The organism is Streptomyces sp. NBC_01116 (assembly GCF_041435495.1).
Taxonomy (GTDB): domain Bacteria; phylum Actinomycetota; class Actinomycetes; order Streptomycetales; family Streptomycetaceae; genus Streptomyces.
In genome coordinates, this window is the sequence record NZ_CP108644.1 from 4,929,636 (window position 1) to 4,944,253 (window position 14,618).

Consider the following 14,618-nt stretch of genomic DNA (forward strand, 5'->3'; position numbering starts at 1 on the left):
CTCAGGAAGTGGCCGGGGCGGCGGGAGCGGCCGAGGCGGCGGGGGTGGTCGGCCTCTGGGAGGCGTTGCCGTCGTAGACGTTGTCCGGGGTGGCGATCCGCGTGACCGCGCGGGCGAGCAGGGTGGACGGCTCCTGACCGTCGCTGAGGGAGTCCGTGTTGATCATGATGACCATGGTGGCCTTCTGCGAAGGCAGGTAGACGGTCACGGTCTCGTACCCCGGCAGGGAACCGTTGTGCCCGATCCACCCGTCGGCGTCGAAGATGCCGAGGCCGTAGCTGAGCCCGGGGAATCCGGTCGGCCGGGTCCTGAGCCGCTGCGCCTGGGTCGCGGGGCTCAGCAGTTCGCCGGTGGCGACGACCTCGGCCCAGCGGCGCAGGTCGTGCAGATCGGAGATCATCGCGCCCGCCGCCCACGCCCAGGAGGGATTCCAGTCCGTGGCGTCCTCGGTCGCGCCGCTCAGCGTCTGGTCGGTGTAGCCGCGGGCGTGCGGCTCGGGGAACTCGGCCCCGGTCGGGAAGAGCGTGTCGTGCAGGCGGGCGGGCCGGAGCACCCGCTCGTGGATGACCTGGCGGAGCTTCTGACCGGTGACCTTCTCGATCACCAGGCCGAGCAGCACGAGGTTGGAGTTGGAGTACTGGAACTCCGCGTCCGGCTCGAAGGTGTTCTTGTGCTTCATGCCGTACGCGAGCACGCCCCGCGGGGTGAACGAGCGGTACGGGTCGCTCAGCAGGTCGTGCACGAAGTCCGCGTCGGCGGTGTACGGGAACAGGCCGCTGCGCATCCCGGCGAGCTGGCGCAGCGTGATCCGGTCGCCGTTGCGCACGCCGGAGACGTAACGGGAGATCGGGTCGTCCAGCTCGACGAGCTTGTCGTCGACGAGTTGGAGGAGCGCGGTGACCGTGAACGTCTTGGTCTCACTGCCGATCCGGATCCGGGTGTCGGCCGACATCGGCTCACGGGTGACCGTGTCGGCGACGCCGCCCGCGTGGACGTAACTCCCCTTCCCCGGCATCCACAGCCCGACGACCACACCGGGAATGCCGGCCTGCTCGCGGACGTCCTCGATGGCCCTGTCCAGCTTGGCGGTCAGCTCGGGACCGAGGCCGCCGGGCGGACAGTCGTCCTCACCGTGCCGGTCGTGTCCGCCGTGCCCGTCGTTCCCGTGGTGCTGATGGTGCCGGTCGAGGCCTGCGGCGTGGGCCGCCGGGGCGGGGGCCACGGCCATCGGGGCCAGTACGGACGCCACGAGCAGCATCGCGGCGTACAGACGTCGGGTGGGGGAGCGTCGCATGGGGGCCTCTTCCGGACCGGGAGGGAAGGGAGGGGAGCGGAGCGACGGCAACGACACCACCCGCCCTCCGGACTCCGTACCGCATCCCGGCCGCGCCCTGCGAAGTCCACTCGTTCGGAGCCGCGCGGCACAGGGCCTACGGGCCCGTAGGGCCGGTGGACCGTTGGGAACGGCGTCAGGCGGCGTCAGGCGGCGTCAAGCGGTGCCGGGCGGCGTGAGCGTCAGGAATTCATGGCGGCCCGGTCGGACTCGCTCCGCAGGACGCAGAACTCGTTGCCCTCGGGATCGGCGAGGATCGCCCAGCCCGCACCATCGGGCTCCCGGTGATCGGCGACGAACGTGGCGCCGAGGTCCAGCAGCCGCTCCACCTCCTGATCGCGCGAGGTCTCCGGGCGCAGGCACAGATGGAGCCGGTTCTTGACCGTCTTGGCCTCGGGCACCTGATTGAAGTGCAGTACCGGGCCCTCCGCCAGCAGCACTTGAGCCTCCCGGACACCCGGCCTGTCCTCCGGGTGCAGCGGACGACCTGTCACACCGCTCCAGAACCGTGCGAGCTCGTAGGCATCCGCACAGTCGATCGCCATGTTCTGTACCACCGAAACCATGCGCCCCAGCCTTCCTGATCCTGCCGCCGAACGCCACCGACCTGCGCTCATTCCTCGGGGCGGCGGTAGGTGTTGATGAGGACGCCGGACGGTGTCGCCCGCGTGGCGGTGAGCGCCAGGCGACGAGGGCTCCCGCTGTCGGCGAAGAGCCGCTTGCCACCGCCCAGGACGAGAGGGAAGACGAGCAGCCGGTACTCGTCGACGAGATCGTGCTCGATCAGGGTCGCGAGCAGCTCTCCGCTGCCCAGCACCACCGTCTCGCTCCCGGACGCGGCCGTGATCCGGCCGATCTCCTCCACCGGATCGGCCCCGAGGAGGACGGAGTTCGCCCAGCCCAGCTCCTTGAGCGTGCGGGATGCGACGTACTTGGGCATCGCGTTCATCGCGGCCACAGCGGGGTCGCTCAGGTCGGCGTAAGGCCAGGTGGCGGCGAAGATCTCGTAGGTCCTGCGCCCCAGGAGGAGGGCGCCGGCACCGGCCGTGGCCTCGCTCATGAACCGCTCGACCACCTCGTCGACGTACGGCAGCACCCAGCCGCCCTGATCGAACCCACCGGCCCGGTCCTCGTCGGCCGAGAGGACCGACTGCATGACACCGTCCAAGGAGACGAAGTTGACCACGACCAGCTGACCCATGTGCTGTTCCCTGTCTGTGCGGTTGTCCTGCAGGCTGTCCTGTGCGGTTGGTTGCATCGATGGTGACCGCACGCGGGAGCGGGACTCATCGGTCACGGCGGCGCGGGTCACCGCTTTCTTCACACCGTGCGGTGCATGCCCACCGAGGCCGGTGCGGTCTCGCGGAAGCCGAACTTCCTGTAGAGATGCCGGGCGTCGCCGTCGGCGATGAGGGAGACATAGGCGCCGGCCGGGGCCCGGCGCTCCAGTTCGCCGACCAGCTCGGCCATGATGCGCTTCCCGAGGCCGCGCCCCTGATGCTCGGGGAGGACGCAGATGTCGACGACCTGGAAGAAGCAACCGCCGTCGCCGATCACCCGCCCCATACCGACCGGCTCACCGCCGTGGCGGACCTGAACCGCGTGCCAGGTGTTCGGCAAGCCCAATGCCGCGGCCTCGGGGGGCATCGCACTCAGTCCCGCCGCAGGTCGTAGCCGCAGGTAGGTCTCGACGGCAGGCAGCTCGACGGACAGTTCGTAAGGGTCATCATTCATCTGCATGCATTACATGCTAGGTGAGTCCGGCAGCCGCCACCCGGAAAGGGTGGTGTGCGGGGGTCGGCGGAACCGGGTAACGTCTTCGTCATTCCAGACGCCGATTTACGAGTGAGCGCGTGATGGGCCGCCGCTGACGTCCTGCCGACGTCGCCGCCCGTCCCCCACCGGTGAATCCGTAGATCACTTCACACCCTTACCGGGAGAGCCCGTGACCGTGAGCAAGAACATCAACAACCCCGTGGGCCAGGGCGGCGGCCAGCGCAAGAAGCTGTCCCGCGCCGAACGGCAGAACAACGGCCCGCACCGCAACCTCGACCGCCGGAGCGCGGCCGACCAGAAGGCGGAGCTGGTGCGCAAGATGCGTGAGAAGACCGGCACGGCCGAGGGTGCCGGGCAGCAGGGCGACGACACCGCACAGGCGGGCGACGACGCCGCGCAGAGCTGACGCAGAGCCTCCGCATCCCCGTATTCCTCCCCGGCCACCGTGTGATCGTCTGTCCTCGCCGACCGATGATCCGCGGTGGCCGCGCTTGTGCTCGCGCGGAGCGCGCCAGCTGATCCGAGGCAGTCGACCGGAGGAGACAGCTGATTACCTCGGAGGTAATTGATGCCCTCCGTGAGTGCCGCCTACCTTCGGCATTGTTCGGAGGCCCCACGAAGGGGCCGCTTCGGTATCCGGGCAATTCCCTGGCGCACGAGAGGAAGACGACCATGACTTCGACGCAGTACGACGGGGTTACCTCCTACGCGAGGGCGACGGGATCCGACGGCTTCGCGAGACTGGCGCTCAAGCTGGACGCGGTGGTCACCGGTCTCAACGGCATCGCGTACCTGGCACTCGCCACGGTTCTCGACTCGTTCTTCGGCGTCACGACGGCAGTTCAGTACCCGGTCGGAGTGTTCCTGCTCCTCTACGGGCTGGGAGTGCTCGCCATCGGGACGCGGAAGGAGGTCAGCCGCACGGGACTGGTGGCGGTCATCGTGGCGAACCTGCTGTGGGTGGTGCTCAGCCTGGCGGTGGCGATCTCCGGCGTACTGTCTCCGACCGGCGTCGGCACGGTCTGGATCGTGCTGCAGAGCCTGACGGTCGGTGGCTTCGCCGTCCTCCAGTACATGGGGCTCAAGCGGCTGTGAGCCGGCCCGGACCAGGTCCGGGGAGCCACGGGGAATGCTCCGGACCTCGGCGCCGGGGGAGCAGCCGCCGACCAGGTCAGCGCCACGTCGTCGAGGCGGGCGGTCGCCAGGTGAGAATCCGGCCGGCGGTCAGCACCACCGCGCCGCCCGCCGGGGCGAGGGCGCCGCCTGTTCCGAGGCGCTGGTCGCCGGTGCGGGCGGAGGGCAGTCACCTGCGGGCCCAACTGCCGATAGCGGGCGGGCCACTTACGGGATCTTGAGACCACGGGCAGCCCATGGCAGGCTCATGCCGCATGATCGACGAATTCGCCAAGGACAACCTGCACGTGAGACTGCGACGGGACCGCGAGGCGCTGCTCTGGAAGCTCGACGGCTTGTCCGAGCACGACGCCCGCCGGCCTCTGACAGTGACCGGGACCAACCTTCTCGGCCTGGTCAAACACATGGCCACCGTCGAGGCGAGGTACTTCGGCGAGGTCTTCGACCGCCCCTTCCCGGAACCGCTTTCCCGGTGGGAGGACCACGACGGCAGCGATCAGTGGGCGGCCGAGGACGAGACCCGCGACCAGATCATCGGGTTCTGCCGGCGCACGTGGGAACACGCGGACGCGACGATCGACGAGCTTCCGCTCGACGCCCCCGGCCACGTGCCGTGGTGGCCGGAGCCTCACCACAGGACGAACCTGTTCGCCGTCATGGTCCATGTTCTCGGAGAGGCCAACCGGCATGCCGGTCACGCCGATATCCTGCGCGAGGGCGTCGACGGCCGAACCGGGGTGCGCGCCGAACACGAGCAGCCGATCGACGAGGAAGCCCGTGCGGCCTACCGCGCGAAGATCGAGCGGGTCGCCCGGGCTGCCGCGCGGATCGAGGCCCACTGATCACTTCGGAATCGCTAGCGGAGCGGTCCTTGCTCGTCGATGAATACGGTGGGCGCGGACAGGAACACTTCAGGCTCCACCGGCCCGTAGGCGATGTTGAACGTGTCCAGCCAGTACGACCAGCCCCGGATCCCCAGGGCACTGCTGAAGCGGTAGTTGAGTTGCCAGCGCACCCACTGGCCGGCGGCGAGCCGCACTGCCGGGGGCCGTCGCGGGCGGGGCGGCAGAGCGAACAGGGGCTGGACTCGGGGGAAGACCCGCAGTCGTCCGTCGGCTTCCCGAAGCTGGACATCGACGTTGCGCAGGTCTTCCTGGATGCGAACGGGCTCAAAGCCGTCACGCTCATGCATACGAATCACGTGTGCGGAGGCGGTGGTCCCGGCAGGCGGGAGGGCGAAGCCGATCGGGGCCGCGTTCCTGCGTGAGGCAGCCTGCCCTCCCCGGGACTCCTTCGTCCAGGACGTCCGTATCCACTGGACGGTGATTTCCATGGTGTACCCCCGTGTGACCCTGCCCGAGTCGTCGAGGGGCTCACTCCAGGCCGCTCGACCACCGGACCGGTACGGCTTCACAGCCGGCTCGGGTCAGCGTCCGCCGTCGAGCCCCGTCGAGCCCCGTCGAGCCCCGTCGAGCCCCGTCGAGCCCCGTCGTTCCATCGTACGGAGTGTGTGCCTGATCGTGAGACTCGTGAACAGTGCCCGGCGCTGGTGGACTGCCGGACGAAGCGCCGATCACGATCGTGTCAACGGTCCTCAGGGGGCCTTGAGCAGGTCACGGAGGCCGGCGACGTACGCCCCGATGTCGCGGGCGTCGGCCGGAACCTCGGCGCACCGGGCCGGGAACTCGGCGGACCCGGGTTGGTGGGCCTCGCGGCAGGGGCGGCAGAGCCCGTCCGGAAGGGCCTCGGGCCGTCCGGGGGCGCCGCAGTCGGTGCACTCCATCAGGACGCGGCGGGCGGGGGCGCCGGGCGGGGCCTGCTCGGCGGGAAGCCGGGCCGGGATCTTGTCGGCGAGGCGGCGGCGGACGAAGCCGAGGGGGTTGTCGACCGTGGCGGGGAGCCCCGCGGTGAGGGCGGCGGTCAGGTAGTCGACGGTCACACCCCGTGCGAGCCATTCCGCGGCCTGCGCCTCCAGCGCGGCACAGTCGTCGGCGGACAGCCCCAGGCGGTGATCCGTACGGCCGAGCCGGGCCAGGGCGAGGTAGGCGGGGGAGCAGAGAGGTGCCGGTGCCGTCGGCGTCGTGGGGCGGATTGACGTCGTCGCCGGAGCAGCGCTCTGGGCCGGGCCCGGCGCGGATGCGGTGTTCGCAGATTCGGCCGGGGTGCGCTGGTGCGGTACGGAGGTAGGGGCCGGGGCCTCCGCAGACTCCGGGGCCCCCGGGGCGGCGTCCGCGCGAGGTGGCTCCGGCGACTCCTGGACGGCGTCTTCTCGGGACCCCTCCGGCGGTGCGGAAGGCGGCGGGCCCTCGGCCGGAACCCGGAGCGGCGGCGGTGCTGCGTCGGGAACGGCCGCCACTGTTACGGGGGCTGGGACTGGGGCTGGGGCTGCGGCCAGGGTGGCCTTCTCGGTGGCGAGGTAGGTGTTCCACCACTCGTTGTCGCGTGCCGTGCGTGACCAGAACGTGCGGAAGACCCAGCGGGTCTCCTCGCCCGCGCCGGCAGCACACCGGACGCGGCGTTAATGCCCGGCGACGGACAGGGCGGTCAGCGCGGTGGAGATGGCCTGCTGTCCGTAGAGCGGGAGTTGCTTGGCGAGGGTCTTCACGCTCATCGCGGCGCCCTCGGGGAGGTGGTCGACGAACCCGGCGACGTACCGCTCGCGGGTCGGCAGGAGAGCGAAGTCGCCTCGTGCACGCGGAAGTTGATCCGGGGCGGAGCGTTTGCCGTAGCCGGGCTTGGCCATCGGGTACGCGGCGGAGCGTGCGGGGGCGTACAGGGCGGAGCTAGGGTGCTGGGTAGCCACGGGATCGTCTTTCTAGGGTATCGATCTTGCGGTGAGACCCCGGCCTGGTGTGGCAACACCGGTCGGGGTCGTTTGGTTCTCGCACCGTAAGCAGTCGTGACGCTGCGCCGCAAGCTGTCACGATTAGTCATACTTACTGACCGTTACGCGGTGGGGAGGGAGGGGAGGTTTTCCCTAACCCCCTTCTTCTGCCCGCCGGTTAAAGAAGGCGCTCGAACCCCGGGTCCCGCATCCCGACCCCCGAGTCCGGGCACCCGAGCTTCGGGCCGGGGGCCAGCGCACGTACCCCCGGAAGAGTGACCCGATCCGCCCGAAGCCCGATCCCTCCGAAGCCCGAAGCCCGAAGCCCGAAGCCCGAAGCCCGAAGCTCAGGGTTCGGGACCCGAGCTTCTGGCCGGAGCGCGCCGAATCGAGGGCTTGGGCGAGTGCAGTGCAGCAAGGTGGACGGTGGCGGTCTCGTCGTAGCGAGTGGCCCCGGCCCGCGCCACTACTCGATCTTGTTGATGCGGCGCGCGACGGTGTTCCGCTGCTTGTATGTTCGGGTGGACCGTGACCGGCCGCGGTCAGCAGGTACGGCTCCGGGATCCGGGAGAGGTCATCCGGCCCGGCAGGGCGTGGCGTTGGCCGGGCGCAGATCGTGGCTCAGGGGGGCGAACGACGATTCTGCCGTTCAGGACTGCCCACTTGAAGGGCCGAGATCCAGGACGGTCCCGGACGGAACCGGTCCCTCGCCCGCGTAGGCAGGGCCCGGCGGTGCCGCTGGTGTGTCGTCCTCGGCGAGCGCCAGGCTGGGCCAGGGCCCGGCGAGGATCGCGTCGTCCAGGGCGATGCCGAGGTGGTCGAGTACGAGGGCCACCACCGGGGCCACCCCAGAGCCCTCGCTTTCGTGTGCGGCGAGCGCCTGTTCCACCCGACCCCACCACGGGCCGAGCGGTTCGGACCGGCTGTGCTCCATGCCGGGTTCGAAATACTCGACGCACTCACCGTCGCGCCAGTGCTGGAAGACGTCGATTCCCTCGGTGGTCGCCACGCTGTACGTCTCAGTCCCCCTGGACAGCTCCGCGAGCGATTCTTCCCGGCAGCCGATGGAGCCTTCCTCCTCGACGCAGAAGGCCCATGCGCCGATCCTGCCGGCCCGTAGCAGCGAGACCGCCCCGTGGTCCGATGCGCCCGAGGGCAGATCCGAGGCCGCGTCCCAGTCGAGCAGGCGCGCCCGCTCCGGATCGGCGCCGTAGCGGGCGAACACCTCCTCGGGGCCGAGACCGCGGGTGAAAGTAGCGCACATCCAGGCCTTCGCCCAGTCCAGCGAACCCACGTCCGCGTCTGCTCCCATGGTCTGCCTCCGTCCTCCGCACCTGACGTCGTCCGGCAGGGGCGAGCCTTCCGGGACCCCGCAGTATGCCGGTCGAACCATGCTCCACGTGGCGCAGGCTGGCAGTGGTGGCGGTGGCGATGCGCTTCACTCCTCACTCCTGACGCAGGCTCTCCACCAGCTCGCGGGGAAGCCCATGGGTGTCGTGGAGGTAGTGGAAGTCCTCCTCGGTCAGGGTGCCTTGGAACCGGGGTTTGGCGAGCACTCCTCGGCCGCGCTCCAGGAGGCGGCGGAACCGGTGCTCTTCTTCGACCAGCGTCCGGAGCACATCGCCCGGGCGCATGTCCTGCCGGAAGTGGTCCCCTGTGTGCTCGACCAGTTCCTGCGGCAGGTCGCCGACGCTGCGCGAGGGATCGTCGAGCCACAGCACGGTGAGTACCCGTCGCACCAGGCGGCGCAGCACGTAGCCCCGCCCCGTGTTGGCCGGGCGTACGCCGTCGCCGAGTACCACGACGGCCGAGCGCAGGTGGTCGCAGACCAGGCGCAGCGAAGCTTCGTCCAGCGGCCACAGGGCGGGCACCAGGTGGCGCCACGGGTCGAAGACATCGCATGCGAAGACGGACGACTTGCCCTGGAGCAGCGAGGCCAGCCGTTCCAGGCCGAGGCCGGTGTCGACGTTGCGCTGCGGGAGGGGGACGAGGGAGCCGTCGTCGAGCCGGCGGTGGGTCATCGTGACGTGGTTCCACACCTCGACCCAGCGGTCGTCGAGGGTGGGCGTCGACCGCGGCGGGCCGTCGCCGGTCCACAGGAAGATCTCCGAGTCGGGGCCGCAGGGGCCGACCGAGTCGTTGGGCCACCAGTTGTCTTCCACGGTGAGTTCCACGGGGACGCCGAGGCCCTGCCACAGGTCGACAGAGGCGGTGTCCGGCCCTCTCCGTCCGTCACCGGCGAAGGCGGTGGCGTACAGCAGGCCGGGATCGATGCCCAGGCCCTCGGTGAGGAGCCCGTACCCCCAGTCGAGGCTGAGCGGGCCCTCGTAGTCGCCCAGCGACCAGGTACCGAGCATCTCGAAGACCGTCAGGTGGGTGGCGTCCCCGACCTCGTCCAGGTCCGTGGTGCGCAGGCAGCGCTGCACGTTCACCAGCCGTCGGCCCAGCGGGTGGGGCCGGCCCTCCAGGTACGGCGTGAGCGGGTGCATGCCGGAGGTGGTGAAGAGCACGGGGTCGCCGTCGGGCGGCAGCAGGGTCGAGCCGGTGATGCGGCGATGGCCGCGCTCCTCGTAGTACTCGACGAACGTGCTGACCAGTTGGTCCGTACGCATGGGGGTGGCTCCTTCGCGTGACGACGGGAAGGCGCCGGAGAACGGGACCGTTCGATCACCCGGCCGGGGCCAGAGGCTCCACAGCACTGCCGACGGACCGTTTCCGGTCGCCGGGGGAGAGAAGGTCAGGCGGCGGCAACCGGCGAGCTGGTCGCTCGCGCGGTCGCGGTGGTGCGTGGGCCGGTGACGTTCATACGGACGACGATAACGCGGCTCCGCCGCCGGAGCACGCGGATTTCCCGGCCCTACGCCCCGCCGCCACGCGTCTCGACGACGGGGCTCGCGTCCCGCCGCCCCACCATCCGTCGCCGGGGTCGGCCTGGCGGCGGGGCCGACCGGCGAGGCGAATCTGCGATCGCCTTCCGGAGCACTACGGACGTGGGGCCTCCCCCCGCACGGCGCGGGGACCACTGGGTCGCCGCGGACTACGGGACCACGAACCCGGGGCCACCCCCGCACGCGCGGGGACCACAGGCAACCCCACGCGCGCCACGTTCCGGGCTTGGAACCACCCCCGCACGCGCGGGGACCACCCGGGGCGCCGCCCCTCCCGAAGGACAGCCGTGGGACCACCCTCGCACGCGCGAGGACCACCAGGCCGAGGGCCAGGAGCGGGAAGGGGAACTGGGACCACCCCCGCACGCGCGGGGACCACTGCTCGCACCTCCCGGCCAGGTAGCGCCAGGTGGGACCACCCCCGCACGCGCGGGGACCACCCGTCGAGGATCGCCTGATAGTCGGCTGCCGAAGGACCACCCCCGCACGCGCGGGGACCACTGGGCGCGCTCCATTGTGCCGCCGAAAAACGCGGGACCACCCCCGCACGCGCGGGGACCACACGCGGGGGCCGGCCCCGGTGCGCGTGCGCTCGGGACCACCCCCGCACGCGCGGGGACCACGTGAGGGATGCCGTGGTGGTGGCAGAGCTCCAGGGACCACCCCCGCACGCGCGGGGACCACAGGATCGAACCCGCGCCCCCGAAAACATCCTCGGGACCACCCCCGCACGCGCGGGGACCACGAGCATCCCGCGCAGCGTGTCCGAGCCACCGAGGGACCACCCCCGCACGCGCGGGGACCACCCGTCGGGTTCGAGGGCGACGGCGCGTTGTAGGGACCACCCCCGCACGCGCGGGGACCACGGAAGTCCGGGCGTTCGTACAGCGGTTCTTCGGGGACCACCCCCGCACGCGCGGGGACCACGCCACCTTGGGGTTCGCCATCCAGCCCAGCGCGGGACCACCCCCGCACGCGCGGGGACCACCCGGATTCCGGAGTTCTTCCGTATGACTACGGGGGACCACCCCCGCACGCGCGGGGACCACTGCCAGGTCACGTACAGCGCCCGGGGGATGGCGGAACCACCCCCGCACGCGCGGGGACCACAGCTTCGGGCCGCACAGTGCCGTGAGCGCCGGGGGACCACCCCCGCACGCGCGGGGACCACCCGTTCGAGTTCCACCAGGGCGACGCCGTGCAGGGACCACCCCCGCACGCGCGGGGACCACTAGATACGAACGCCGTGTACGGAAAGAAACTTGGGACCACCCCCGCACGCGCGGGGACCACGAGAACCGGGGTCCGGTCTCGATCAAGTGGGAGGGACCACCCCCGCACGCGCGGGGACCACAGCGGGCTGGGGCGTCACTGCGACACCCTACTGGGACCACCCCCGCACGCGCGGGGACCACCTGCTGGTGCGCCTCGACGGTCGCACGGCACAGGGACCACCCCCGCACGCGCGGGGACCACAGGTCATCTGGATATATCCAGGCCGGGACCGTGGGACCACCCCCGCACGCGCGGGGACCACCCGGTGCGGCCGATGACGTCCTGCTGGGAGAGGGGACCACCCCCGCACGCGCGGGGACCACAGTCCGTGACCTGCGGGTTTACGCGGGCAAGTAGTGCTTTTTGGCAACTTCCCGAGAAAAGCACATACCAACCTCTGGTTGGTGCTTAGGCCTGCTCGAAGCTCTGAGTTTGTCGGGAGTGATTCTGCCCTTTCCGGGCGGCAGGAGGCGGCCTCTTGGGATTCCAAGGCGGGCGGTGAGGGCGGCACGGACTCCTCGACCGGTGCGTAGCCGAGGTGCGTTGGCGCGGTACGGCGGTGGGTTCGGGGGCCTGTTCCGGGCAGGTGTCCTCCGGTGCGGGTGGGGCGGTTCTTCGGTCGGGACCCAGCGGCGGTGGTGCCGTTTCGGGGACGGGCTGCCTCCGGGCCGGACCTCATCCCGGTACACCCGGACGAGTGATCCCATCGCCCCGCAGCCCGCAGCCCGCAGCCCGCAGCCCGCAGCCCGCAGCCCGCAGCCCGCAGCCCGCAGCCCGGGCCCGCAGCCCGGGCCCGCAGCCCGGGCCCGCAGCCCGGGCCCGGAGCGCGGGGCCCGGAGCGCGGGGCCCGGAGCGCGAAACTCAGGATTCGGGCTCCGAGCTTCGTAAGGCGTAGCAGAGGTGCCCGGCCTGCGGGTGCGGGAGGCCCCTTTGATCTCGCGATCATTGGGTCGGCGCCTACGATCGCAGCATGATTCGTGCAGTCGTGTTCGATGTCGGTGAGTGCCTGGTCGACGAGACCCGTGAGTACGGCACTTGGGCTGACTGGCTCGGGGTTCCTCGCCATACTTTTGCCGCGCAGTTCGGAGCTGTGATCGCTCAGGGCAGGGACTACCGCGAGACGTTTCAGGTCTTCCGTCCTGGATTCGATCTCTACGCCGAGCGGGCTGCCCGGGCAGCCGCCGGGCAGCCCGAGCACTTCGAGGAGTCGGATCTGTACCCCGACGTACGTGAATCCCTGGCGGCCTTGCGTGCGGATGGCCTGTGGCTCGGAATCGCCGGTAATCAGACGGTACGGGCGGGTGGCATTCTCCGGGGCCTGTTCTCCCAGGATGTCGATCTGATCGGCACGTCCGACGACTGGGGTGCGTCGAAGCCTGACCCCGAGTTCTTTGTACGCGTCGCCGAAGTCGTCCCGGCCGCGCCCGACGAGATCCTCTACGTCGGCGATCGCGTCGACAACGACCTGCGCCCGGCCGTTACGGCGGGCATGCGCACCGCACTTGTGCACCGAGGCCCGTGGGGCACGATTCAGTGGGAGACGGAAGAAGCGAGGAGGCTTCCCACCTTCCGGGTGGAGAGCCTTGTCGAACTGTCGCCGCTGATCGAACAGTTCAACGCGCGAGCGCGCTGACGGTCGTCGACCAGTCGTATAACCGTTCGTCCAGATCCCTCACGCACTGTTCGTGTTGGTGGGCAACCAAGGCTTGCCGCGCCTCGCGCACCCTGTCCATGCCGGTCGCGTACCAGGTGCGCTTCAGCTGGTCGAGCGCGCGGACCGCGTACTGACAGGCCTCGACGGGGGCGCCCGCTGCCGCCTCGACCGCGGCGAGATCGGCGAGGACGACGGATCGCTGCTTCTCCTCCGCCTGAGGCAGCTGGTCCAGGGCAGCGGACAGGGTGGCCCGGGCCTGTGGCAGATGCCCTGCCCGTAGCTGCGTATTGCCCTTGAACGCGGCCAGCCGCGGGGCGCTGAACCAGTCGAACCATTCCGGCATCGGGCGCTCGTCGCCTGCTGTGAGCACGCCCTCGCCGTGACCGATGAGGTTGAGAGCTGTGCGGGTGTTGCCTGCCCGGGTCTCACACTCGGCTTCCACCGCATCGAGCCACGCCAAGAACAGGCCCGGGGAGTCGCCTCGGCGGGCATAGGTCCTCGCAGCGACCATGCGTTGCGCGGCAGCGTCTCGCAGCCCCTTCCAGCCTGGTACGAAGGCCATGTGCGCGAGTGTCGCCGCGCCGAGAAGGTGATCCTCGGCTTCCCTGGCAGCTTGTAGACCACGTAGCCATGTCTCGTCCGCTTCGTCGGACTCTCTGACGTCGAAGAACTGAATGCGCCCTGCGAGCAGCCACGTTTCCGACAACGAGGAAGCCACGGACTGCCGAGTCCGACCGGCCGTCTCTGCCAGCAGGACGCACCCGAGTTCCGCGTGAGCGATCACTGTCGGGTAGAGGGCGGCAGGGGAGACGGACCAGTAGAGACTTCGATGCGCGCGGGTCACGGCGGCGAAGTTGCCGCCGACCGAAGCCGGCTGGATGGTGGCTGCCGACTGAGCAGGCACGGTGGCCAGGCCCTTCCCGGTGGTGGCCCATGCCGATGGGAAGCCCTGCCCGCCGCTCTCCCTTCCCGGCGGAGCGGTGAATCCGAGCCCTTCCATGGTCTGGCCCAGCAAGCGGGTGAGCGCGGACTGCAGGTCAGGGTGGGGCCATGGCGGCGTCGAGGACTCCCAGCGCCTCACCTGCCGAACACCCACGCCGAGGGCTTCGGCGAGTGCCTGTTGTGAGTGATACCCGGCGGCTACGCGAGCCGACCGAAGACGGGTGTTGATGGGTGTTTGGGGCACCGTGCACCTCCAAGGTGATGGTGCCGATTGTGGCAGCAGGCCCTCTTCGATCGTTGCGATCAGTCGAATGGTGACAGAGAAGTCCTCTTTGATGCCTCAAAGAGTCCCGTGAAAGCCCTCGAAAGAGGTCTCTTGCGAGTCCCCCCTGGATTCCTCGTCAGAAATCGCTCACCGAGGAGATCCATGAGCGCCGCGCGGTCAGCCAAGCAACGCAGGGAGAAACGCGCTTGCGAGCGAGCCGGTCGGACTTTCACCTCCTCGTCCATCAGAACGGAAGGTTCCCGCCTTGATCACGCTGACCCAGCAGGCAGTCGCGCCGGACGCCGCCTACCGGATACTTCTTGGCCACACCACGACCTGCGCCGCTTGCCGGGCCGGAACCGCCTGCCTCACCGCAGTCGACCTGGGGCGTGCTTGGCGGGAGGTGCGGCGCGGATGAGGTGTTTCGCGGAAGGTGACGCGCATGACTTTCCGGTTGAGGACGAGTCGGGTGCGTGCTGTCCGGAGCATGGGGTGACGTTGCTGTGGCGCGGTGATCCGATCACCGT

Annotated in this window: 12 protein-coding genes, 1 pseudogene and 1 CRISPR repeat array; of the genes and pseudogenes, 4 read left to right on the top strand and 9 right to left on the bottom strand. The window is 70.3% G+C overall.

The annotated features are described in order from the left end of the window. Position 1: 1 nt before the first annotated feature. From OG245_RS21615 to OG245_RS21630, 4 genes are all read right to left on the bottom strand, one after another. Positions 2-1,294, bottom strand: a complete 1,293-nt coding sequence (locus tag OG245_RS21615; RefSeq protein WP_371625134.1) for a serine hydrolase domain-containing protein — start codon at positions 1,292-1,294, stop codon at positions 2-4. A 221-nt stretch (positions 1,295-1,515) separates the two neighbouring features. Beyond that, on the bottom strand, positions 1,516-1,899 hold the full coding sequence (locus OG245_RS21620) for a VOC family protein (RefSeq protein ID WP_371625135.1): 384 nt from the start codon (positions 1,897-1,899) through the stop codon (positions 1,516-1,518). Positions 1,900-1,946: 47 nt separating this feature from the next. Then, positions 1,947-2,534, bottom strand: coding sequence for a dihydrofolate reductase family protein (locus OG245_RS21625; protein ID WP_371625136.1), 588 nt, complete (start codon positions 2,532-2,534; stop codon positions 1,947-1,949). A gap of 119 nt (positions 2,535-2,653) precedes the next feature. Beyond that, positions 2,654-3,073, bottom strand: coding sequence for a GNAT family N-acetyltransferase (locus OG245_RS21630; protein ID WP_371625137.1), 420 nt, complete (start codon positions 3,071-3,073; stop codon positions 2,654-2,656). A gap of 205 nt (positions 3,074-3,278) precedes the next feature. On the opposite strand from OG245_RS21630, the gene OG245_RS21635 reads away from it, so the two are divergent. The 3 genes from OG245_RS21635 (at position 3,279) to OG245_RS21645 (ending at position 5,085) form a co-directional block, all read left to right on the top strand. Next, positions 3,279-3,515 (top strand): DUF6243 family protein, encoded by a 237-nt coding sequence (locus OG245_RS21635; protein ID WP_371625138.1) that lies wholly within the window; start codon positions 3,279-3,281, stop codon positions 3,513-3,515. A 266-nt stretch (positions 3,516-3,781) separates the two neighbouring features. Then, entirely contained in the window at positions 3,782-4,204 is a 423-nt protein-coding gene (locus tag OG245_RS21640; RefSeq protein ID WP_371625139.1) for a hypothetical protein, read from the top strand. 293 nt (positions 4,205-4,497) lie between these two features. Continuing rightward, positions 4,498-5,085: a DinB family protein gene (locus OG245_RS21645; RefSeq protein ID WP_371625140.1), complete on the top strand. Its 588-nt coding sequence runs from the start codon at positions 4,498-4,500 to the stop codon at positions 5,083-5,085. Positions 5,086-5,099: 14 nt separating this feature from the next. On the opposite strand, the gene OG245_RS21650 is transcribed toward OG245_RS21645, so the two are convergent. The 4 genes and pseudogenes from OG245_RS21650 to OG245_RS21665 form a co-directional block, all read right to left on the bottom strand. Next, complete coding sequence (locus OG245_RS21650; protein WP_371625141.1) at positions 5,100-5,576, bottom strand: hypothetical protein; 477 nt, start codon at positions 5,574-5,576, stop codon at positions 5,100-5,102. Between the two features lie 261 nt (positions 5,577-5,837). Beyond that, positions 5,838-6,986: pseudogene (locus OG245_RS21655) on the bottom strand (MarR family transcriptional regulator). Between the two features lie 730 nt (positions 6,987-7,716). Continuing rightward, positions 7,717-8,379 (bottom strand): DUF6461 domain-containing protein, encoded by a 663-nt coding sequence (locus tag OG245_RS21660; protein WP_371625142.1) that lies wholly within the window; start codon positions 8,377-8,379, stop codon positions 7,717-7,719. A 133-nt stretch (positions 8,380-8,512) separates the two neighbouring features. After that, a complete protein-coding gene (locus OG245_RS21665; protein WP_371625143.1) occupies positions 8,513-9,679 on the bottom strand; it encodes an alanine--tRNA ligase-related protein in 1,167 nt (388 codons plus the stop codon). A 382-nt stretch (positions 9,680-10,061) separates the two neighbouring features. Then, a CRISPR array of direct repeats spans positions 10,062-11,553; the repeat unit is 29 nt; unit sequence GGGACCACCCCCGCACGCGCGGGGACCAC. Positions 11,554-12,200: 647 nt separating this feature from the next. Between OG245_RS21665 and OG245_RS21670 the strand changes: the two genes are divergently transcribed. Continuing rightward, positions 12,201-12,863, top strand: coding sequence for an HAD family hydrolase (locus OG245_RS21670; protein ID WP_371625144.1), 663 nt, complete (start codon positions 12,201-12,203; stop codon positions 12,861-12,863). Here OG245_RS21670 and OG245_RS21675 read toward each other — a convergent pair. Beyond that, positions 12,844-13,965 carry a transcriptional regulator gene (locus OG245_RS21675; RefSeq protein WP_371625145.1) on the bottom strand — a complete coding sequence of 374 codons (1,122 nt, stop codon included), beginning with the start codon at positions 13,963-13,965 and terminating at the stop codon, positions 12,844-12,846. The genes OG245_RS21670 and OG245_RS21675 overlap by 20 nt on opposite strands. Positions 13,966-14,618: the final 653 nt, after the last annotated feature.